Source organism: Pseudomonas paraversuta (assembly GCF_904063065.1).
In the GTDB taxonomy this organism is placed as follows: Bacteria; Pseudomonadota; Gammaproteobacteria; order Pseudomonadales; family Pseudomonadaceae; genus Aquipseudomonas; species Aquipseudomonas paraversuta.
The window spans coordinates 632,712-655,135 of the sequence record NZ_CAJFCL010000002.1; the positions used below are offsets into that span (position 1 = coordinate 632,712).

Annotated in this window: 18 protein-coding genes; 3 read left to right on the plus strand and 15 right to left on the minus strand. The window is 61.4% G+C overall.

From position 1 onward, the window contains the following. Nucleotides 1-12: 12 nt before the first annotated feature. The 8 genes from aptA to JQ845_RS06010 all read right to left on the minus strand — a co-directional run bounded on the left by aptA (nt 13) and on the right by JQ845_RS06010 (nt 10,344). Nucleotides 13-1,338, minus strand: coding sequence for an omega-aminotransferase AptA (aptA, locus tag JQ845_RS05975; RefSeq protein ID WP_010656585.1), 1,326 nt, complete (start codon nt 1,336-1,338; stop codon nt 13-15). Continuing rightward, the gene (locus JQ845_RS05980) at nt 1,335-2,852 is read right to left on the minus strand and encodes a serine hydrolase domain-containing protein (protein WP_203008747.1); all 1,518 of its coding nucleotides are present in this window, start codon (nt 2,850-2,852) and stop codon (nt 1,335-1,337) included. The genes aptA and JQ845_RS05980 overlap by 4 nt, the downstream gene beginning before the upstream one ends. Before the next feature lie 66 nt (nt 2,853-2,918). Beyond that, nucleotides 2,919-4,199, minus strand: coding sequence for an OprD family porin (locus JQ845_RS05985; protein WP_010656587.1), 1,281 nt, complete (start codon nt 4,197-4,199; stop codon nt 2,919-2,921). 130 nt (nt 4,200-4,329) lie between these two features. Continuing rightward, nucleotides 4,330-5,961, minus strand: coding sequence for an ABC transporter ATP-binding protein (locus tag JQ845_RS05990; RefSeq protein WP_203008748.1), 1,632 nt, complete (start codon nt 5,959-5,961; stop codon nt 4,330-4,332). Nucleotides 5,962-5,963: 2 nt separating this feature from the next. Then, entirely contained in the window at nt 5,964-6,833 is an 870-nt protein-coding gene (locus JQ845_RS05995; protein WP_203008749.1) for an ABC transporter permease, read from the minus strand. Next, entirely contained in the window at nt 6,830-7,771 is a 942-nt protein-coding gene (locus tag JQ845_RS06000) for an ABC transporter permease (protein WP_003445255.1), read from the minus strand. Before JQ845_RS06000 ends, JQ845_RS05995 begins: the two co-directional genes overlap by 4 nt. Before the next feature lie 11 nt (nt 7,772-7,782). Then, nucleotides 7,783-9,351: an ABC transporter substrate-binding protein gene (locus JQ845_RS06005; protein WP_003445254.1), complete on the minus strand. Its 1,569-nt coding sequence runs from the start codon at nt 9,349-9,351 to the stop codon at nt 7,783-7,785. A 126-nt stretch (nt 9,352-9,477) separates the two neighbouring features. Continuing rightward, nucleotides 9,478-10,344, minus strand: a complete 867-nt coding sequence (locus JQ845_RS06010; protein ID WP_003445253.1) for an alpha/beta hydrolase family protein — start codon at nt 10,342-10,344, stop codon at nt 9,478-9,480. Between the two features lie 131 nt (nt 10,345-10,475). Between JQ845_RS06010 and JQ845_RS06015 the strand changes: the two genes are divergently transcribed. After that, nucleotides 10,476-11,354 (plus strand): LysR family transcriptional regulator, encoded by an 879-nt coding sequence (locus JQ845_RS06015; protein WP_003445252.1) that lies wholly within the window; start codon nt 10,476-10,478, stop codon nt 11,352-11,354. A 109-nt stretch (nt 11,355-11,463) separates the two neighbouring features. Here JQ845_RS06015 and JQ845_RS06020 read toward each other — a convergent pair whose 3' ends face one another. The 7 genes from JQ845_RS06020 to JQ845_RS06050 all read right to left on the minus strand — a co-directional run bounded on the left by JQ845_RS06020 (nt 11,464) and on the right by JQ845_RS06050 (nt 20,984). After that, a complete protein-coding gene (locus JQ845_RS06020) occupies nt 11,464-13,680 on the minus strand; it encodes a TonB-dependent receptor (RefSeq protein WP_203008750.1) in 2,217 nt (738 codons plus the stop codon). A 115-nt stretch (nt 13,681-13,795) separates the two neighbouring features. After that, entirely contained in the window at nt 13,796-14,779 is a 984-nt protein-coding gene (locus JQ845_RS06025; protein ID WP_203008751.1) for a siderophore ABC transporter substrate-binding protein, read from the minus strand. 11 nt (nt 14,780-14,790) lie between these two features. Then, nucleotides 14,791-15,552, minus strand: a complete 762-nt coding sequence (locus tag JQ845_RS06030; protein WP_010656592.1) for an iron ABC transporter ATP-binding protein — start codon at nt 15,550-15,552, stop codon at nt 14,791-14,793. Continuing rightward, a complete protein-coding gene (locus tag JQ845_RS06035; RefSeq protein ID WP_203008764.1) occupies nt 15,549-16,496 on the minus strand; it encodes an iron chelate uptake ABC transporter family permease subunit in 948 nt (315 codons plus the stop codon). Before JQ845_RS06035 ends, JQ845_RS06030 begins: the two co-directional genes overlap by 4 nt. Beyond that, nucleotides 16,496-17,437 carry an ABC transporter permease gene (locus JQ845_RS06040; protein WP_003445243.1) on the minus strand — a complete coding sequence of 314 codons (942 nt, stop codon included), beginning with the start codon at nt 17,435-17,437 and terminating at the stop codon, nt 16,496-16,498. The genes JQ845_RS06035 and JQ845_RS06040 overlap by 1 nt, the downstream gene beginning before the upstream one ends. Next, nucleotides 17,437-19,203, minus strand: coding sequence for an ABC transporter ATP-binding protein (locus tag JQ845_RS06045; protein ID WP_203008752.1), 1,767 nt, complete (start codon nt 19,201-19,203; stop codon nt 17,437-17,439). The genes JQ845_RS06040 and JQ845_RS06045 overlap by 1 nt, the downstream gene beginning before the upstream one ends. Continuing rightward, nucleotides 19,197-20,984 carry an ABC transporter ATP-binding protein gene (locus JQ845_RS06050; protein WP_203008753.1) on the minus strand — a complete coding sequence of 596 codons (1,788 nt, stop codon included), beginning with the start codon at nt 20,982-20,984 and terminating at the stop codon, nt 19,197-19,199. The genes JQ845_RS06045 and JQ845_RS06050 overlap by 7 nt, the downstream gene beginning before the upstream one ends. 190 nt (nt 20,985-21,174) lie before the next feature. On the opposite strand from JQ845_RS06050, the gene JQ845_RS06055 reads away from it, so the two are divergent. Then, nucleotides 21,175-21,816: a TetR/AcrR family transcriptional regulator gene (locus JQ845_RS06055; protein WP_203008754.1), complete on the plus strand. Its 642-nt coding sequence runs from the start codon at nt 21,175-21,177 to the stop codon at nt 21,814-21,816. Nucleotides 21,817-21,910: 94 nt separating this feature from the next. Next, nucleotides 21,911-22,411: a GNAT family N-acetyltransferase gene (locus JQ845_RS06060; protein ID WP_010656597.1), complete on the plus strand. Its 501-nt coding sequence runs from the start codon at nt 21,911-21,913 to the stop codon at nt 22,409-22,411. Nucleotides 22,412-22,424: the final 13 nt, after the last annotated feature.

The following is a 22,424-nucleotide window of genomic DNA, read 5'->3' on the forward strand; positions in this document are numbered from 1 at the left end:
TGTCGACGCCCCTCAGGCCACCTGATTCAAAGCACCCGCCAAGGTGTCAAACACCTGGGCAATCTCCTGCGGGCTGATCACCAGCGGCGGCGAGATCACGATGGTGTCGCCCGAGCCGCGTACCAGCACGCCCTGTTCAAAGCACCACTGCGCAACCTCGCTGCCGCGTGCGCCGGCGGCACCGGGGCGTGGCTCAAGTTCGACGGCGCAGAGCAAGCCGATGGCGCGTACATCCAGTACCGGGCCAACGCCCTGCAGCGCCAGCGCAGCAGACTGCCAGAGGCCGCTGACCGCGTTAACGTGCTCGTTGATGCCCAATTCGCGGTGCACCTCGATGGTCGCCAGCCCGGCCGCACACGCCAGCGGATGCGCCGAATAGGTGTAGCCGTGCATCAGCTCGATGACGTTCGCCGGCCCGGCCATGAATGCTTCGTACACCGCACCGCTGACCAGCACGCCCCCCATAGGTACGGCGCCGTTGGTCAGACCTTTGGCCGTGGTGATCAGGTCCGGCGTCACGCCGAAAGCCTGGGCGGCAAAGCTGGCACCTACGCGGCCAAAGCCGGTAATCACTTCATCGAATATCAGCAGCACACCGTGGCGGGTGCAGATCTCGCGCAAGCGCTGCAAATAGCCCTGGGGCGGTGGATAGACGCCGCCCGAGCCTGTAACCGGTTCGACGATGACAGCGGCCACGGTGCTCGGATCCTGGATATCCAGCAACTGAGTCAGTGCATCAGCGTAACTCTCGCCCTGTTGCGCGAGCCCCGCGCTGAAACGCATGCCCGCGTCGTAGGGCAGCGGCAGGTGTGACACCTCCCCCAGCAAAGGCCCAAAGTCACGCTTCTGGCGGCCGATACCCGATACCGAAAGGCCACCGAAACCCATACCGTGGTAGCCCTTGGCACGCCCGATAAACTTGGTGCGGCGGCTTTCGCCCCGGGCCTGGTGATAGCCCCGTGCGATCTTCAACGCGGTGTCTACGGCTTCGGAACCCGAGTTGGTGAAGAACACGTGCTCCATGCCTGCCGGGCTGATTTCGATCAGGCGCTCGGCCATCTCCAGGGCGTGGGGGTGACTCATCTTGAATGACGAGACAAAGTCCAGGCGCCCCGCGGCCTCGCGAATGGCTTCGACAATTTTTGCCTGGCCATGCCCGGCATTCACACACCACAGCCCGGCCATTGCATCCAGCACACGGCGGCCATCGCTGGTGGTGTAGTACATACCCTCGGCGCTGGTGAACATCATCGGTTGTTGCTGGAACTGGCGCATCGGGGTAAACGGCGCCCAGAACGCGCCGCTGGCAGTCTCTGGCTGTTTGCAAAAATCGTTCATGGTGACTCCTGAAATACTGTTGCGGGATGGCCAGTCAGCGTCGGGCGCTGTAACGGACCTGCGTTAACATTGACGCTGCGGTCCACAGACAAGGTGCCGTGCTCAAGCCGGCAGGTGACGCGGTCACAAAATGCCGTTTCGACAAATTGCCAGCTCATGCTCAGCGCCCCGTCTGCGGTCCAGACCGCTTGCGCCACCACCGGGGTCATGTCCGGCTGGTATTGGTGATGCAGATAGTGGCCGGTCATGCTGGTCCGGCTTTCGATGGCGTCGGTAAACCCGGCGCGGATGCAGTGGCTGCCGCGGGGGTCGGTGAGGTAGAAGTCGCAGTAGCCATCACCGAACACCAGCCGCACCTGGCTGACCTGATCTTCATTGGCCTGCATCTCGAATGTGCCGCTGAACCCGGCCTGGCGCGACGAAGTCGATACACCGGACAGAGACGGCCGCTGCTGGCGGGCCAAGAGTGCCGCCAGCTGCGGGTCAGCCGCGCTGTCGGCCGGCCCGTCCAGCGCAGGCAACAGATGCTCCCAGAGCAGGCTGTGCAAACGCCGTTCGCCCAATGGCAGCCCGGCAGTAAATGCAATCACCGCGTTCTGCTGTGGCAACACAATGCACTGCTGGCCAAATACCCCGGAGGCGTAATAGCCACCGTGCAGGGTCATCCACCACTGATAGCCGTACCCCTCGCGGCGAGTGATACCGGCGGCGCCGGACTCGTCGCGGCCCAGGTAGCGCTTGCCATCGAAGGCGCCCATCCACACATCCTCGACATGCCCGCGCGTGGCCTCGGCCACCCACTCGCGGGACAGCAGTTGCTGCCCTTCCCAGCTTCCTTGCTGCAAGTGCAGTACACCGAACTTGAGCAAATCCTCGGTACTGCAACTCAAGCCGTTACCGCCGGTGTTGTAACCGCCAGGCGCCAGATCCCACTCGATACGGCCCATGCCCATGGGCTGGAAGATACGTGCGTTGCACAGTTCAAAGGCGGTCTGGCCGCTGACGACACTGACAATGGCCGAGAGCATGAAACTCGACGCGCTGCTGTAGATGAAGCGCTGTCCTGGCGGGTCTTCGACCGGCTCATTGAGGAACAATCTGACCCAGCTTTCACTGCGCCCGCGCCAGGCCCCGCCGGAAATCCCCTGACGATGGCCGGTGCGCATGGTCAGCAAATCGCGCACGGTCATGGCCGCCAGGTGTTGGCTGATGGGGGTCGGGCATTGGCCGGGAAAAAAATCCACTACTTTGGCGTCCAGCGACAGCACGCCGTCATCCACCAACAGCCCGATGGCCATGGACACCCAGCTCTTGGTTGCCGAATGTTGAACGTGCAGCCGGTCTGCACGGTAAGGCGCCCAAAACGCTTCGGCCACCACCGCGCCGTCGCGATACAGCATGAAACTGTGCAACTCCAGGCCCGCAGCGTTCACCGCATCGATGAAATCACTCACGCCACGCGCCGACACGCGTTGTTGGCCGGGCAATGCCCGCCGCAACGGCAAACTCGTCATCTGATCTATCCCCTCATTCCACTGCTTGGGCGTGCGCCAGGCTCACCCTGGCGCACGCCGATACCGCTACCAGAGCGCCAGGCTGTAACCCAGGATCACTCGATTCTCATTGGTGTCGCGGGCAAAGTTGCTGGTGGCGCTGGCGTTCTGCCAACGCAGCGACACGTTCTTGAAGGTGCCGCTCTGCACCACATAGCCCAGGCTTAAATCACGCTCCCATTCGCGCCCTTCGCCGTTGAAGCCGATGACCTTGGCGTCAAAGCCCTTGGCATAACGTGTGGAGAACAACAGGCCCGGTACGCCCAGTACGGCAAAGTCATAGTCATAGCGGGCATGCCACACCCGTTCGTTGGTCTGGGAGAAGTTGGCCAGTTGGTACTCGGTGAACAGGTAGGTGTTGCTGCCGTCAACATAGGTGAAGGGTGTCGCACCGTACTGCTGCTGGTAGCCGCCGCTGAGGTTGTGGCCATTGAGGCCGTAGCCCACCCGGGTACTCAACGCACGGTTATCCACTTTGCCGGCAAGCGCCGAGCCGTCTTCACTGGCACTGAAGTAACGGATGTCGGTCTTGAAGGTACCGGGGCCCCACTTGAAGCTGTTTTTCAAACCCAGGTAATGCTGTCGGTACAGGCTCTCCAGTTGCGCAAACTGGTAGGTGACCAGGGTGGTCGGCGTCAGCTTGTAGTCGCCGCCGGCGTAGCGAAACTCGTCGCTCCTGGCGCTGCTTTTGTAGGCGCCGTACTGGCTGGTAAGCCCCATGTCCTCGTAGTGAGTCGAGTCCCGTTGCTTGACCTGATCCAGCTGGCCCACGCTCAACGTCAGGTTGTCGATGTCTTTGGAGGTCAGCGCCGTACCACTGAAACTCTGCGGGAACAGACGGCTGAGGTTCGGCTGCAGGGTCGGCAGGTCGGGCACCATGTAGCCCACCCGCAGCTCGCTTTGGGCCAGGCGCGCCTTGCCGGTGATACCGAGCTTGGAGTAGTTGTCATGGGCGCGGCGGGCATAGCTGGGGGAGCCCGGCTCGGCCACGCTCGAGCGCGCCAGCAGCCCTGTGCCTGAATTGTCCGGGCTGGAATCAAGCTTTACGCCCAGCATGCCGACTGCATCCAGACCAAAACCGACGGTGCCCTCGGTGAAGCCCGACTCAAGGTTCAGGATAAATCCCTGTGCCCACTCCTCGCGCTTGTTCTGCCCGCTGGATTCGCGGTAGTCGCGGTTGAAGTAATAGTTCTTCAGTTCAAGTGCAGCTTTGCTGTCGGAGACGAAGTCGGCCTGGGCAAACACGGGCATGAAACTGGCGCCCACGACCCCGGCACTGGTAACGACTTGGTTGATGCGGTTCTTCATGTGTAGGTTCCTGGCAGACAGGTTGAGTAAGGTTATTTTTGTTTTCTTCGGCCATGGCTTCGCCCGCTTCGCAAATCATCGATTTGCGAAGGGTTGGGGTTCTACGCCATGGCCTGGGGTGCTGCAGTCGCTAAATCACACTGGCGCGAAGGCGATAACTGCCATCCGCACGTTTCTCCAGGGGGCTGGCCGCCGCGAGGAGCCGACGGGTATAGGGGTGTTGCGGGGTGTCGAAAATACTGTCCCGCGAGCCAATTTCAACCACCTCGCCCTGGTTCATCACCGCCACGCGATGGGCGATGCGCTCCACCGCCGAGAGGTCGTGGGAGATAAACAGGCAGGCAAATCCATATTGGCGCTGCAAGCGCTCGAACAGTTCGAGGATCTGCTTCTGGATGGTCATGTCCAGCGCCGAAATCGGCTCATCGGCAATGACCAGTTTTGGCCGCCTGACCAGCGCCCGGCCAATCGCCACGCGCTGACGTTGCCCACCGGAGAGTTGATGGGCAAAGCGCTCACGAAACTGCTCGGGCAAGCCCACGTCCACCAGCGTATCGGTGACCCGCTGACGTTTTTGCGCAGGGTTCAGCCCCGGCTCATGGCGCAGCGGCTCGGCGATGATCTGGCCGACGGTCATGCGCGGGTCAAGGGATGAATACGGGTCCTGGAAAATCATCTGGCATTGCAGACGATGCGCGCGGTTGGCGGCCTTGAGGATATCCACGCCTTGAAACATGATCGCCCCGGCGCAGGGCGTCACCAGCCCGACCACCGCACGTCCCAGGGTGGTCTTGCCCGAACCGCTCCCACCGACCAGCGCCAGGGTCTCCCCCGGGGCGATGCTCAGGTTCACCGAATGCACCACGCGCTTTGGCACGCTACGGCCCCAGAAACTGCGGGGGCCGGGATGTTCGATACACACATCGCGAACCTGCAACAGCGCGCGGTCTGAGGCCGGTAGTGGTACCAGCTTGCCACGGCGCGGCAACGCCTCCAGTAACTGGCGGGTGTAGTCGGCCCGGGGCGCAAACAGGATGTCTTCGATACGGCCCTGCTCCACGGCTTTGCCCGAGCGCATCACCACCACCTTGTGGGCATAACGCGCCACCAGGGACAGGTCGTGGCTGATAAACAGAATCGCGGTGCCTTGCTCGCGGGTCAGTTCCAGCATCAGCTCGATCACGTCCAGCTGTGCCAGGCAATCCAGCGCGGTGGTGGGCTCGTCGGCGATCAGCAGTGCCGGGCGCAACAACATCACCGACGCGAGCATGATGCGTTGGCGCATGCCGCCGGAGAACTGGTGCGGGTAGGACGCCAGGCATTTCTCGGCGTCCTTGATGCCGATACGTTGCAGCATCGCGATACAGCGCTCGCGGATCGCGGCTGCGTCCAGGGTGGTGTGCAACTTGAGCGCCTCACTCATCTGCCGGCCTATGGTCAGAGCCGGGTTGAGCGACACCATGGGTTCCTGGAATACCATGCCGATCCGTGCCCCCCGTACCTGGCGCATGCCCTTGGGATCAGCGGTATTGAGCGCTTCGCCCTGAAAGGTGATGCGCCCGCCGCACACCTGCATCGGCGTCGGCAGCAAGCCAATGACCGCGCGGGCGGCCATGGTCTTGCCGCTGCCCGACTCGCCCACCAGCGCAACGATCTCGCCGGGAGCCATGTTGAAGCTGAAGTCATCGACGGCCAGCGGACCGTCTGCACCGACCCGAATCTGTAGATTTTCAACAGCCAGTAACGTAACTGGAGCGCTCATGCTCATGTCCTCATGCGCGGGTCGAGACGATCACGCAAGGCATCGCCGAACAGATTGATAGCCAACAAGGTCAGGCTGATAAAGATGCCCGGGAAGATCCCCAGCCATGGCGCACTGGAAATATAGGTGCGGCTTGCCGACAGCATGCTGCCCCAGGTGGCAGCGGGTGGTGGCACGCCGAGGCCAAGGAAGCTCAGCGCACTCTCCGAGAGCAAGGCCCAGCCGAACATGCTGGTGGCCAGCACACACAATGGCGCCAGACAATTGGGGGTGATGTGCCGGAACATGGTGTACAGCTCCGAGTTGCCGATCACCCGCGAGGCCTCGATGAATTCCAGTTCACGTAACGACAGCACGCTACCACGCACCACGCGCACCACTGAGGGGGTGTAGGCGATGCCCAAGGCAAGCACGATGCCGTACTGGCTGGCACCGACGATCGCCATGATGCCCAGGGCCATGAGAATGCCGGGAAATGCCAGCAACGCATCGTTGAGCATCATCAGTACGCGGTCTGTCCAGCCCCGCAGGTAACCGGCGAGCATGCCGATCAGCGTGCCGCAGATAACCGCTACAGCTACCGAAAGCAGGCTGATCCACAGGCTGGTACGCGCACCAATGATCAAGCGGCTGAACACATCACGGCCGAATTCGTCGGTGCCCAGCCAATGCGCTGCGCTCGGCGGCTGCAGGCGCGACAACAGATCCAGTTTCAGCGGGTCGTACGGGGTCCACACCACACCCAGCAGAGCCAGTGCCACCAATGCCGCGAGCAAGGTGCCGCCGATCAATGCATTCAGCGGCGGGTAACGCCAGGGCCGCCGGGGCTGGCAAGCCGGTTCTACCGGCAAGGAAAGAGTCTTGAGGTTCATAGCTTCACCCTTGGATCGAACAACGGATACAGCAGATCCACCAACAGGTTGACCAACACGTAGATGCAAGTGATCAGCAGCAGGCAGCCCTGCAGCACCGGATAGTCGCGGGAGAAGATCGCATCCACCATCAGCCGGCCGATCCCCGGCAAGGTGAACACCGTCTCCAGTACCGCAATGCCGCCCAGCAGATTGCCGAGAATCAGACCGATCAGCGTCCAGGTCGGCGCAAAGGCATTACGCAAGGCGTGCCTCCACAACACCGCACTCTCGGACAAGCCCTTGGCCCGGGCATGGGCGATGTACTCCAGGCGTAGCACTTCAATGGTGCTGGCCCGTGCCATCCGCGCAATGGCACCGAACTCCACCAGGGTCAGGGTGATGATCGGCAGCACCACATAGGTCACAGCCTTCAGCGGGTCGCTGGCGAAGCCGACGTAACCGATCACCGGCAGCCAGCCCAACTGAATGCCGAAGACATACAGCAGCAGCAATCCCAGCCAGAAACTGGGCACCGACAGCAGCAGGGTCGCAGTTGCCACCAGGCCCAGGTCCATCACGCTGTTTTGCTTCCAGGCCGCGAGCAAGCCCACCGGCACCGCGAGCAAGGTTGCCAGTAACACCGAAACCAGCACCACCGTGGCGCTGACACTGAAACGCTCGACCAGCAACTCCAGCACTGGCTGGCGACTGCTGATGGACACCCCGAGATCACCACTGAGCACCGACTTGATCCAGATCAGGTACTGGCTCACCACCGAGTGATCCAGACCCAGGCTGCTGCGCATGTCGGCCAGGCTTTGCGGGTCGGCCATGTCGCCGAGCATCAGCAATGCCGGGTCGCCGGGAATCAGGCGGATCAAGGCAAATACAATCACCGAGATCAGCAACAGGGTCGGCACTGCCATGCCGAGCCTGTGCAATATGAATCGAAACATAGCTCTACGCCTTACTTGGAAGTGTCGGCCAGCTTCACGCCCCACAGGCGCGGCTTGGCAACGGGCCAGGAGCGGTAACCTTCAACGCGCTTGCCCATGGCGCCGATGGCTGTACCGTTGTAGATGACCACCAGCGGCACATCCGTGAGCATCATGCTGTGCAGCTTGTCGAACAGTGGCTGGCGTTTGGCGGGGTCGACCTCACGCTGGGCGTCGCGCAATATCGCCAGGGCCTGGGGGTTGTCCCACACTTTGCGCGGCTCCTTTTGCTTGTCGCCGATGACAGACTCATAGCTTTGCGCAGCATCAAAGCGCCCGGAATATGAAAACGACATCATCTGGTAGCTGCCGGTCTGGTAGCGCTCCAGTTGCGTGCCCCACTCCAGCGTCTCCATCTCGATATTCAGCCCCGCCGCCTGGGCCATGGCCTGGCTGAGCAAGCCCATGTCGAACATCTGCGGGTAGCGTTTATTGACCAGCATGCGGATTTTTTCACCGCCATAACCCGCCTCTTTCAACAGGCGCCGGGCCTCGTCGAGGTTGTAGGTGTAACCCTGGTGGGCGGTGGCGTCGTAATAGGGACTGGCGGTGGGGATTACCGAGTTGTTGACCACCGACAAACCATCGGACAACGCCGCAACCATCTGCGCGTAATCCAGGGACAGCGCCACCGCTCGACGAATACGCACGTCCTTGAGCAGCGGGTCATTGGTCTGGAACAGCAGGCCGCTGATGGTCATGATCGGGCTGACCTGTATCTGCAGGTTCTTGACCTGCTTGAGCTGTGCTGCGTCCATTGCCGTTACATCCGGCAGCAGGTCCACGCCACCCGACAGTAACGCGGCCTTGGCCGACGCCGAATCGGGGATCACCTCGAAACGCACCTTGTCGACAAACGCCTGCTTGTTGCCGGTGTAACCGTCCGCCTCGGCCTCGGCACGGGGGCTGTAGTCCTTGAAGCGATCCAGCTCGACGTACTGGCCTTTCTGCCATTTGCCCAGACTGAACGGCCCGGTGCCAATGGGTGCGCGCCAACTGCCATCGGCGGCCAGGGAGTCCGGGTGCACAATGCCGCTGCCGGCGCAATCCGGGCGGGCCATTGCCGCCAGGAACAAGCCGTTGGCCTGGTCCAGTTGGAACACCACGGTTTTCGGGTCGGGAGTGGCCACATCGACAATTTTCGCCGCCCCGCGGCCATCGAACTCCGCCAGGCAGCGCCACTGGGTCTTGGGGTCCAGATAGCGTTGCCAGGTCCATTGCACATCCCGGGCCGTCAACAACTGGCCATTTTGAAAGTGCACCCCGTCGCGCAGGGTAAAGGTGTAGCGCAGGCCGTCCGGCGATATGTCCACCGCACTGGCAAGCAGTGGCGCGATGCTGGTGTCTTCGCGATACGCCACCAGCCCTTCGACGATATGCATCATCACCGCGTCGGTATTGTCGTCGCGGTTGACGCCCGGGTCGGTGCTGCGGATATCACCATTGAGGCCAACACTGATGACCTTGTCTTGCGCGACGGCCATGGACACTGTGCACGCCGACATTGCGACGGCCAGCGCCGTCTTTACGTAACTGTTCACGGGAGAAAGACTCCTTGAAGAAATATTCCGGTCGGTGGCGAGGGCCAAGGCAGGACCGGCATCAGAATGAGTGAATCCTTGATTATTGTTATACGGTCTGTTCTGAGTGCAGCTACCAGCGTTGTATCAGCCAAGGCTGCGCTTGTGGCGCAAGACCCTGGCGAAAAAATCCTGGGCAGCCGGCATGGCCTTGATGCCCTGGTGGGCCACATTGGGTAGCAGGTCGAAATGCACCTGCACCCCGGCGGCTTCAAAACTTTGCTTCAAGGCCGCCAGGCGTTCCGGACGAGTACGTCCGGCGGAGTTGGCGCCGGCCATGTAGTGTTTGCCGCCTTCGCGGTGGGTGATTTCCCAGGTTTCAAGGTCGGAATCGCCCACCACCATGTGCACCGGCAGTTGCTGCAAGGCTTGCAGGTTCAGCGGTTTACCGAAGCGCGCGGCGAAGTCCCGCACCCCGACCCACCAGTCCTGGTCGGCATCCAGCAAGGTGACAGAACCCGGCGCGCCAATAGATGCCGCCCAGAGTTTTTCGGGGTGCAGATAGCAGAAGCGATGGCTGAATTGCCCGCCGCCGGAATAACCGAACAGGGCGAAGGTCTCAAAGCGGCGACCGTAACGTTTGCCGACGCTGGCGATCATGTCGAGCAAGACCTTGTCGTAGCGAATATCGCCTTCGACCATCTGCTTGTAACCGTCCCCATTGTCGTCACCCAGCACGCCGACCGGGAACAGCGGCGACAGAATCACGCAATCGTTCCAGCGACCAAATTCCGCGAAGCCATTGCGGTAGATTTCCATCGCCCGGGTAGAACCGTGCAGCGAGACCACCAGGTCAACCGGCCGGGTGCTGTCTTCGATGGCCTCGGGCACATACAGGGTGTAGGCAAAACGGCTGTCCTGCTGGTGCGAGTAAACCGTGGTTGCACCGAGGTGATAGACGTTTTTGGCAGCGCGCAAGGCCGCGTCGAGGGTGTTGTTATCAGGATTGCTCATGGGGAAAGTTCGCCGAATCAGTTCGGACTTGAGTATTGTTCGGCGGCTATAAAAAGAAAAACTAATTTAACTTTATCAATAGTAAACATTATCTTTACTATCAACCCCCTGCCCTCGCTACAGGTCTGCCCATGAGCAACATGCGTTTTTTCAAGACGTTTATCGCCGTCGCCGAGTACGGTAGCTTCGCTGCCGCCGCCGACCGCGTGGCCCTCACCAACGCCGCCGTTGGCCAGCAAATGCGTGCCCTCGAAGAAGAGATGCGCCGGCCGTTGTTCGACCGCAGCCAGCGACAGATCAAGTTGAGCCGCGATGGCGTGTTGCTGCTGCCCAAAGCCAAGCGCTTGCTGGAGGACTACGAGCAGATGATCGCCGAAGCCCCTGACGGTCTGGCCATGGAGGGCGAAGTGTCCATTGGCGGCATTACCTCCGGTATGGGCCTGCTCGCCAATTGCCTGGTGCAACTGAAAAAGCTGCACCCGCGGATATCGGTCAACCTGATGACCGCCCGCTCCGATGAAGTGGTCAACCTGGTGCATGCCGCCAAGCTCGACGCCGCCTTGCTGATCGAAACCGCGCGGCAGAATTTCGATGGCTTGAGCTGGACCCTGCTCTACAACGAACCCATCGTCATGCTTGCCAACGCTACACAAACCGCCGGCATCAACGACGCCGTGGAACTGCTCAGAACCCAGCCGTTTATTCGCTACGACAGGTCCACGGCAGTGGGCCGCAAAGTGCAGTCGATCATCAAGAGCGAATCCATCGAGCCGTTGGAGATTCTGGAACTCAACTCGATCATTGGCATCGCTGACCTGGTTCGCCAGCAAGTCGGTGTGGCAATCGTGCCGTTGCTGAAGAACTTTGACTGGGACAAAGACCCTTGCCTGCGGGTGCTGCCGTTGCCGGGGGACCTGGCGGTACGCCGGGTGGGGATATTGGAGCAAGGCACCAAAAGTGCAATTACCGGGGAGATTCGCAAGTTGCTGATGCAGGCGGTGGCGAAGTGAGCTTTTTGCAGCTTTGCCGGTAGCGTCAGGCGTATCAGGCTCGAGTCCGATCGCTGTTGAAGCGGACTCTGGCGGCGGACACCGCCAGAGGTTTTACTCCGCCTGTCAGTTAGAAGTCCACCGACGCGGAGAGCTCAAAGGTACGTGGCGCCCCCAGGCCCAGGCTGGACAACAACGGCGTGCCCCAGTAGGCCTTGTCGGTCAGGTTGGTGACACTGGCGCGCAACGTCACCGGGCGACGGGCTACGCGGGTGGCATAGCGTGTGCCCAGGTCAAAGATCGTATAGCCAGGTATCGATTGCGTGTTGTCGTCGCTGATGTACTGCTTTGACACTGATGTCGCATTGGCGGTCAGGGTTAAACCGTCGAGTACCGGTGTGTCCCATTCCACGCCCAGCTTTCCTTGCAGCTTGGGCAAGCCGGTGGCCGTCTTGCCCTGGTTGACGCCGCCCTCGGTCTTGGTGATTTTCGGGTCCACATGAGCCACGCCCCCCATCAGGCGCACATTGTCCAGCGGTGAGCCGAAAAATCCCCACTCGACACCCCGGTTACGCTGTTCGCCACCAAACGAAAAGATATTGCTGTTCGGGTCCAGATAGCTGCCGGGACGCTTGATTTCATACAGGCTGAGGGTGTGGGTGAAGTCACCGAGATCGACCTTGAGCCCGACCTCTTTTTGCTTGGACTTGTAGGGCGCGAATACATCTCCCGCATTCGCGGCCGTCATCGGTGCGGTCGCCCCCTGGCTCAGGCCTTCGATGTAGTTGGCATACAAAGACACATGCTCGCTGAGTTTGACCAGCAACGCCGCCGCAGGCGTGGTGGCCTCTTCGTCATAACGGTCTGTGCGCGCCCCGGTAGTCACACTGAAACTGTCGGTGAGCACTTGCTGACGGCGCACGCCAAGGGTCAGTTGCACCTGTTCCTCCAGAACCGACAGCGTATCCGCCACGCCGTAGCTGGTCAGACGGCTTTCGTTATGGGCAATGTAGGGAAAATCGGTGGGCGCAGCCGGGCCCCAGACCGGGTTGTAGATATTGGTCACCCAGTCTGCACCCGGCACCGAGCGGCGCCCGAAGTCCTTTTGGGTATCGCCGTAGTGCGTGGCATTCAAGGACCATTGATGCTTGATGGCCGCCGTCTGGAAGTGGCCCTTCAAGCCAACCTCCCCCGAGGTCTTCTCGAGTTCCATTTTCAACTGGCCCATGCTGGTCCTGAAGTCGCCCGCATCGTTAAACACAGTGGCCAGCATCGTGCCGCTGTAGGTGTAGCGGGTCCTGCTGGCGCCGTAGGCCGCATAAGCCATCAGGCTGTCAGTCAGGTCGTACTCACCGCGCACTATCGCCCCCCGGTCTTTAGTCTGCACATACGCCCAGTCGGGGTTCAGCAGAGTGTCGGCCTTGGGCGGTTTGGGCACTGCCACGCCGGAGGCCAGGTTGATCCCCCGGTTCTGCCCGCGAATACGGTCTTCACTTTGATACAGGTCGGCGGAGAGGCGAGCACGCTCGCCACGCCAGTCCAGGCCCAGCGACGTCAGTTCGGCCTTCTGCTCCTGGTGATTGATCGCTCCGTCGCCATCACGGTAAACACCGTTGAAACGGATGCCGAACTGCTGGTCCTCGCCAAACCGCCGGCCCACATCCAGATGCCCGCCAAACTGGGCATCCGACATGTAGGTGCCGGTCAGCCGCGTCAACGGTTCATCGCCAGCACGCTTGGGTACCAGGTTGACGCTGCCGCCTACCGAGCCGCCGGGCGGCATGCCATTAAGCAGTGCTGACGGGCCTTTGAGCACCTCGATGCGCTCGTACATTTCCGGCGAAATCCGGTAGTACGGCGCGACGCCATACAAACCACCGATGGTCACGTCGCTGATGTCACTGGCGAAGCCACGGATGGAGTAGTTCTCACTGAAGGTGCCAGTCAGGCCGTTGCTGAACACTGAAGGATCAGTGGCAGCAATCACCTGAGTGATGTTTTGCGCCTGACGGTCGGCGATGTACTTCTCCGTGTAGCTGACGGTGCTGAACGGCGTTTCCATGAAGTCCTTGTTACCCAGCAGGCCGACACGGCTGCCGTACGCCACCTGCCCGCCGGCATAGGTGGGCGGCAGCCCGGAAGGCAATAGCATTTCGCCCTCCACCAGGGTGGCGGGCAGCGTGGAGACACCCTCTTCTTCACTGGTCGTGCTCTGGGCATAAGCCGGCAAGCCGGTTGCGGCCAGGGTCAGGCCCAGTAGTACACCCTGTACGGCGGCGGCAGTGCGATTCAAGGCAAAGACTGCGCGTGGTGGCGCAATGCGGGTTTGAAAGTGGCGTTTACGCACGCTATGACTCCGTTCAATTGAGAAGGTATTTGTTGTATTGAATCTGAATCTAAAGAATGGTTTTAATGAGAATCGATAACTATCAAAGGCGTAAGCGGCTACGGCCTGGCCCGCTTTAGCGCTGATAGCCCTTTTCGACGTCGTCGATAATCAATTTCAGTGAGGTCGGACTGGCCCCGGTCACGTACCAGGCCTGGGCATCGACAAAGATCACCCGCCCGTTTTTCCAGGCCTTGGTCTGGCGCAGCAGCGGGTTATCCATGCTTCGGGCATCCATCACCGGTCGACGCTCCATCACTGCCGTGCGGTCGACGACGAAGATGATGTCGGGGTTGGCCTGCAGGATGAATTCGCTGGAAATCGGCTGGCCATGCAGGCCGGTTTCGGCATTCGGGCCGGCCGGCTTCACCCCCAGGGCACTGAAGATGAAGCCGTAGCGCGACTGCACGCCGAAGGAGTTGAAGGCGCCATTGTTGTGCAAAACCACCAATGCTTTTTCGGGGCGCCCCGCAGTGATACGCCTGACCTCCTCGACCCGGGTGTCCAGTTCGTTGACCTTCTGGCGGGCGAGCGCCTGCCGGGCGAAGACGTCTCCCAACGTCATCAGGTGCTCCCTGATGACGTCGATGTGGCGCGCCTGGCTATCGCGATAGTCGACATCAAAATGAAGGGTCGGGGCCATCTCGCTCAATTCCTCAAAGCGATTGGCCTGCAGCGATGTAATCAGTATCAGATCAGGCCGGGCGCCATGAACGCGTTCCAGATTGGGCTGCACGATCGAGCCCACGTCCTCGACGCTCGCTGCATCCTTGTAGCGGGCAAGAAAATGCGGGACGAAATCCTTCGGCATCGCCGCCACAGGTACCCCCAACTGGTCGAGAAAATCGACCTCGTTCATGTCCAGGGCGACCACCCGTTGTGGCGCATGGTCGATCCGGGTCGTGCCCAGTTGGTGTTGCACTGTGACAGGGGTGTAAGCCGCCGCTGATGATTGTGGGGATGGCGCTTGGGCGGACTTTTCATTACATGCACAGAGTGCGGCAGTCACGGCGATCAGCAAGGCCGACGCCCACCTGCGGTGTGTGTGATGGCTGGACATGGGGGATCTCTTTATGGGTTGAAGTAGTTGCACAGGCGCCCGCGCTGACCCTGTGTGATATCGAAAGCCAGACCGTAGAGTTCACCCAGACGCGCCTCGGTAATCACCTCGGCAACGCTGCCGGCGCAATACACCGCACCCTCCTTCATCGCAACGATGTGGTCGGAATAGCTGGCGGCAAAATTGATGTCATGCACCACCAGGATGACGGTGCGCCCTTGCTCATCGCACAGGCGGCGCAGTGCACGCATGATCTGCACGGCGTGCTTGATATCGAGGTTGTTCAGCGGCTCATCCAGCAACAGATAGTCCGTCTGCTGGGCGATGGTCATCGCCAGAAAGGCCATTTGCCGTTGCCCGCCGCTGAGTTCGTCGAGGTAGGCATGGCGCAGGGGTTCCAGGGACAGGAACGCAATGGCTTCGTCGATCACCCGCTGGTCTTCGCGGGTCAACGCACCACGGCTGTAGGGAAAGCGCCCGAACGCGACCAGCTCCTCCACCGTCAGGCGCAGATTGAAGTCCGGCGCCTGACGCAGGGTCGCAACCCGCCTGGCGTATTCACCTATATCAATGCCTGCAACCGGGCGGCCCTCGATACGCACTTCACCACGGCCAGGCGCCGTCAGCCGCGCGATCATCAGCAGCAGCGTGGTCTTGCCCGCGCCATTCGGGCCAATAAGCGAAGTCAGGCTCCGGGCCGGAAAACAGGCATCTACGCCCTTCAGTACGGCCTTGGCGCCATAGGCCTTGTGGATGTCGTGGACAGTGATCATGGGGCTCCTCGGGTACGAACCATCAGCACCAGGAAATAACCGCCGCAGACCAGATTGACCAGAATGCCGACGGTGGTTTTGTAGTTGAAAACATGCTCTACCAGCAGTTGCGCGGTGATGAACATGCCGGTGGCTATCGCGCCCCCCAGTGGCAGCGTGACGCGGTGCCTGAAGGTGCGCGCCAGGGCGTAGGTGATGTTTGCCACGAACACCCCCATAAAAGCCGTGGGCCCGAGCAGGCTGGTGGACACAGCGACCAGGATCGCGATCAGCGCGAGATGCAGGCGTACATTGCGCCGATAGTCGACCCCCAGAGAAACGGCCTGGTCGCGTCCCAGAGAGAGCACATCGAGGGTCGGCAAGGTCTTGCGTCCCAGCAGGCAAACCGCCCCCACCAGCAGTCCCGAAAAGAGCAACTGCAAGGGTTGGGCCCGGTTGAAAGAGGCCTGGCTGAAGCCCTGCAGGATCGAGAACTCGCCAGGGCTGACCTTGAGCTGGACAAACTGGGTAAAGGTGCTGATCAACAGGGTCAGTACAAACCCCACCAGCAGCAGGAAATACACGTTGCTCTTGCCATCGCGGAACAACCAGCGATGGATGCCCCACGAATAGCCGAGCATCAGCAGCACCGAGAGCACAAAGTTGCCGTTGACCCCGAGCAGCACCAGGCTGGCGCTGCCCATAAATAGAATCAGCAAGGCCTGCCATAGCAAGTAGACAGCCTCATAGCCCATGATCGCCGGCGTCAGTATCCGGTTGCCGGTAAGGGTCTGGAATGTGATCGACGACCAGGCAATAGCTGCTCCGCCGATCAGCATGGCTGTCAGCCGCGCGATCCGCTTGGGGATCACATAGTCAAAGTCCAGGCCCGAGTGCAGGAACACGAAGATGAGTGCCAGCGTCACCACCACAATCCATACCGCGTGCCGGGGTTGCGGGCGCATCATCTGTACCTCCGGATGATCAACGCGAGGAACAGCACCCCGCCCACGCTGCCCGCGGTCAGGCCGATAGGCACCTCGAACGGGTAGATCAGCAGCCGCCCGAGGATGTCGCAGACCAGCAGCAGGCACGCGCCGCCCAGCGCAACGATGGGCAGCGTGCGCCTGAGGTTGTCGCCATAACGCAGCGCCACCAGATTGGGAATGACCAGCCCGACAAAGGGGATCGAACCGACAGTGATGACAGTGGCCGATACGGTGACGGCCACCAGCAGCAAGCCCAGCGCCACCCAGGCCAGATAGTTGAGACCCAGACTCGTGGCCATGCCCTCCCCCATGCCCAACAGGGTGAAACGCCGGGCATACAGGTAGGTCAACCCGACAATCGGCAAGATCAGGTAGATGATTTCGTAACTGCCCTGCACGACCCGGGAAAAGTCCCCCAGCAGCCAGCCCTGCATGCTTTGCATGATGTTGTTGCGATAGGCGTAGAACTCGGCAATGGCGCTCAGCACGCCGCCATACATCAGGCCGATAACCGGAACCAGTACCGAGCCCTTGAACTGGATGCGCCGTATGATCAGGACAAAAATCAGACCCGCGGCGAAGCTCAACAGCAACGCGAACAGCATTCGGGCCGGGGCACCCGCGCCAGGGGCGAGCACCAGCGACATCAGGATACCGAGCCTGGCCGCGTCCAGTCCGCCCGTGGTACCGGGTTCGACGAACTTGTTACGCACAATGTGCTGCAGGATCACCCCGCACACAGCCAGGCCAACACCCGTCAGCACCAGCGCCGCCAGGCGTGGCAGGCGGCTGGCCGTCAGTGTCAGCCAGGCATCGCCCGACAACGACAACAACTGCCCCCACTCCAGCTGTCGAGCCCCGACCAGCAGTGACGCCCCGCACAAGATGGCAAACCACCATAGCCAGCGTGCGGTCATCAGGCTTGCTCGCTGTTGGACGGCACGGCGATCCGCCAGCCTCTGGCAGCCCGACGCTGTTCCAGAAAATGCGCATAACGCCCGCCACTGCCGCGCAATGCCGCAGGCGTGCCCTGCTCAACCAGTTGGCCTTTGTCGAGCACCACAATCTGGTCCGCCATCGACACCGTAGATAGCTGGTGGGCAATCACCACCACCGTGTGTCGACCGCGCAGACTGGAGAGCGTCCGGGCAATTACTGACTGATTCTGCGCATCCAGGGCGGCGGTGGCCTCGTCCACCAGCAGAATGGGCGCATTCTTGATCAGCGCACGGGCAATGGTGATGCGCTGGCGTTCGCCACCCGACAGCCTTGCACCGCCCTCGCCGACCGGTGTGTCGATGCCCAGGGGCAAACGTTCGATAAGGTCACCCAGACCGGCCTGCTGTGCAGCGTCGAGGATTTCACCAAAACTGGCAGCCGGACTGCCGATGCGGATGTTGTCGGCAATGCTGCCCTGAAACAGATAGGTGTCCTGGAAAATCTGACTGATCCGGGCGGACAGTTGTGAACTGGACATCTGTCGCACGTCCACGCCGCCGATCAGTACGCTGCCCTGGGTTGCATCGAAGAACCGCGCGATCAAACGCACCAGGGTGGTCTTGCCAGAGCCTGAAGCGCCCACCAATGCGGTCATGCTGCCGGGCTCGATGCGCAGGCTGATGCCACTCAGCACATCCGGCTGATCATGGGCATAACGCAGGCTCACCTGGCGAAACTCGACAGAACTGTCCGCCGGGGCCAATGGCTGATCCGGCTCCGGCAAGGGCTCGACCGCGAAAATGCTCTGCACCTCTGCAAGCTGGCCGTACGCCCCCCGCAGGATCTCGGCATAGCTGGCCACCTCCAGCAGCGGATCGATGAAGCGGCTGGTCAATAACAACGCGACAACCACCGCAATCACCGTACCGCTTTGCTGTGCGATGTCCTGATTCGCGTTGAGCCACAGGGCCGCGGCGATCAGCAGGGCCGCGAAAACGGCCTGCACCACCCAGGCGTTGAGCACCACCGAAAGAGTGGACTGATAGATCAGGCGCATGCCGGAGCGGCGCTGCTGGTCAAGGGCCTGTTCCAGAAGTTGCGTACTGGCGCCCTCGCCATTGAAGGCGCGCAGTACCGACTGGGCCTGGGCAAACTCGACCATGCGCTGGCTGGCGTCGGCAAAATGGTGCTGGTACGTACGGTCGGCGCGTTGTCCCAGGCGAGCGGTCAGCCACAATGCCACGCACAGAACGGGCAAGCCGAGCAACGCAATCAGGCCCAGCGACCAGTGCAGTAAAAATAGTGCGACCACAACCACCAGCGGCGTCACGGCGCCGCTGATCACTGGGGTTAATACATGCGCCGGCAACTGAGCTACCGCCATCATGCCCTGGGTAATCACATGCCCGAGGCGACTGGTGTTTTGCGCGGTAAACCAGCCCACGGGCAGGCGCGCGACATGCTCGCCGATGCGCTGCCGCGCCCCCTGCAGTATGGCCACGCCGACTGCCACCCCCGCCCTGTCCAGCTGGAGCCGCCACGCCCAGCAAATGGCCACGCCGGCCAGCATCAGGCCGAGCCACAGCGCAGCCCCTCGCACATCCCCGGCCAGCAAGTGATCCAGCACCGGCACCAGCGTGGTGAGGGTCAAGCCGCTTAGCAGGCCATATAACACTGCCATCCAGACGTAGCGGTGCAAGACTGGCGCATCTTTATCCAGTAGTTGAACAAGGGGATTCAGCATGACGACACCGCCAGATCTGCAGATTGTGAATAGCCACCCTGCGCCCACAAGTGGGCATAGAGCCCCTTGCCTGCGAGCAGTTCTTCATGGCGGCCCTGTTCATGAACAATGCCGTTGTCGAGCACGATGATCTGGTCGGCAAGCATGATGCTGTCGAGCCGGTGGGCAATGACCAGCAGGGTTCGGCCGCGGGCAAAGCGCGACAACGCTTCCTGGATTGCGACTTCGCTTTCAGCGTCGGCTGCTGCCGTGGGTTCGTCGAGCACCAGAACGGGGGGATCGAGCAGCACGGCGCGGGCGATGCTCACACGCTGCTGCTCGCCGCCGGAAAACAGCGCATCTTCACCGATCACCGAGTCATAGCCGCGGGGTAAATCCAGAATGCGCTGGTGGATGTTGGCGATGCGCGCGGCGTCCTCGATCTGTTGCTGGCTGGCCGATGGTCTGCCCAGCGCAATGTTGTCGCGCACGCTGGCATGGATCAGGCGCACCTCCTGCAAGACAAAACCGATATGCCGGTAGAGGTTGCAGGTTTCAATCTCGCGCAGATCCACCCCGCCCAGAGTGATGCGCCCTTGCGTGGGGTCGAAGAAGCGCAGCAGCAGCCGCGCCAGGGTCGACTTGCCGGAGCCCGAGCGCCCGACGATGGCTGTGGTGGTGCCGGGCTTGAGCGTGAAGCTGACATCGGCCAGTACCTGGCGTGCGCTGTCATAGCCGTAGCTGACACCTTCGAAGCGGATCTCGTTTCCCTTTGGCGACTGCTGCAGGCCGGGGGCCGGTTGCTCCAGCACGGGGGTATCCAGCAGGGCCTGAACACGCCGGGCAGCACCGGCTGCGTGGTTAAGGTCATGGGTGATGTAGTGCAGCAACAGCAGCGGCCCGCACAGCCCCGGCGTCACCAGGGCAAACGGCAGCACATCCGGCGCCGCGATCCAGCCCAGGCCCACGAACACCGTACCGGACACCAGCACTACGCCGAGAACCGTAACCGGGGCAATCATTGCGTTGGCATTGGCCATCGGAGCCACCAGAGGCCGGGTGAATCCGATAAAGGCCAGGGCGAAGGCATCAATTGCTTCGCGGTAGCTGCTGTGTGCCCTGGTACCGGTACTGAATGACTTGACCACCGCGATGCCGTTGACGAACTCGACCACCGAGTTATCGATGCGCCCCATACCGGCGGTGAACGCCTGCATGTTGGTCTGGCTGGCCTTCATCGCCCGGGCAAAAAACAGGAAGAATCCGGGGAACGGCAGGATCGAGACAATGGCCATGCGCCAGTCCATGGTGAACAGGTAGATCAGCGAGATCAGAACCGCGCCGGCCGCACGCCCCGATGTCGTGAAGAAATGCGCGGTAAGGCTGTGCAATGAGCTGATGTCGTCCTGCATCGCCTGCTTGACCTCGCCCGACGCCCGACTGGTGAACCAGCCCAGGGGCACGCTGCTGAGTCGCTGCACAAGCGCCCGGCGCAGGTGATGGGTAATGCGGTTGTCCGCCAGGTGGGCGAGCAATTCTGCGCCGGATATCAGCAGCATCCCGGCGCACAGGCTGGCCACTCCTGCAATCAGCGCCCACCACACCTGTGCCGGCTCAAGCCCGTTATCAGACAACGCCATTTTGCCGATATGGGCGATACCGGCCAGCGGCACCAGCGTGAGCATCGCGCCCGCTGCCGCGAGCAGGCCGGCAACGATCAGGCGTCCACGCACAGGATGCAGTATCTGGCTGATCGGGCCGCGCACCCTGGTTTTGGCCGGGGCCGTGTCATGAGTGTCCATAGAGTTCAAATGTCCGGAAATTCAGAAGAGAGGGATGGTTCACGCCTGCCTTGGGGGGAATGTAAGGAGCGCTTGATCACATGAAACGGCCTCCTGAATCAGAAACTTAATTAGTTGCATGACTATAAACTAATTTGCGAAATTCTGGCAAGACAGCTACAAGACTGTCACCACCGTTCAAGGATCCGTCATGACAGCGCCACAACCACCTGCTACCCGCGGGCGTCCCCGCACCATTACCCGGGAACGTATTGTCGAAGCAGGCATTGAGATCGGCTTGCCGTGCATTACCTTTGTCGGCGTTGCTGCCGCATTGGGGATCAGCCATATGGCGCTCTACAAGCACGTTGCCAACCTGGATGCACTCAAAAGCATGGTCGCCGAGGAGATCTTCACCCGTTGGCAGATCCCCCGGGCCGACGCTGAGCGGCGTAGCGGCTTGAAGGAATACATGATTGTGTTTGCCACCTCGGTGCGGGTGTTCGTCAAGGCCCACCCCGGGCTGACGCCTTACGTCATCCGCAGGCTGGCCGCGACACAACCGATGCTCGCCAAGATCGAAGAGCATCAGAGCCATATCGCTCAGGTCTATGGCATTTCAAAGCAACACGCGCGCTGGTTGCTGGCGACGGTGGCCTTCCACGGTATTGCCGTGGCCGACACCGTGTACTCGGTTACCGGCCGGGGGGCCGAAGAGGCTGAACGTGCAGCGGAAGAAGCCGAGATGGAGGCCGAGCTGGCCCAGGGCATGCACGCACTCATCGTCGGAGCGCTGGTTTTGCTTGAGCAAGACGCTCACGGTGATTGCCTGATCGTCCAGCCCCGGTCATAGGCCGGGTTCCGGGGCTTGCACGGTTTCCTGACCTGCTAGCCTGATGCGCAACACTACACAGCGCCCCGCCACTTCAACCCACAGGGATATCGGTATGAGCGGACATGACACCGGTGTAAGCAGAGCCGACATCGCCGATATGCACGGCATTCTCGAACTTCAGGCTGCCAATCAGACAGCACGGGGCGGAGCACTGGCGGCAAGTCTGTCAGCGGAGCGCCTGGCAAAAATGATGCAGGACATGCCACTGATCGTTGCCCGCCGTGACGGGCGCGTCACCGGCTTCCTGTTAACCTCCTCCCGGGAAGTGAACGCGGACATCCCCGTTGTAAAGGCTATGTTCAACGCCTATCACGGCACGCCCGATGCCTATGTATATGGTCCGGTCTGTGTCGGGGAAGAGGAACGCGGCAAGGGCCTGGCGCAAATAATGTTCGCTGAACTGCGGCGTCTTGAACCCGGGCGCGAGGGGATACTTTTCATCCGCAATGACAACCAGCCGTCGCTGCGGGCGCATTTGAAAATGGGCATGAAAAAAGTCGCCTCATTCGAGTTCAACGGTTTTGAGTACGCGGTTTTTTCTTATATCGGCTAGGCGCGGTGCAGGT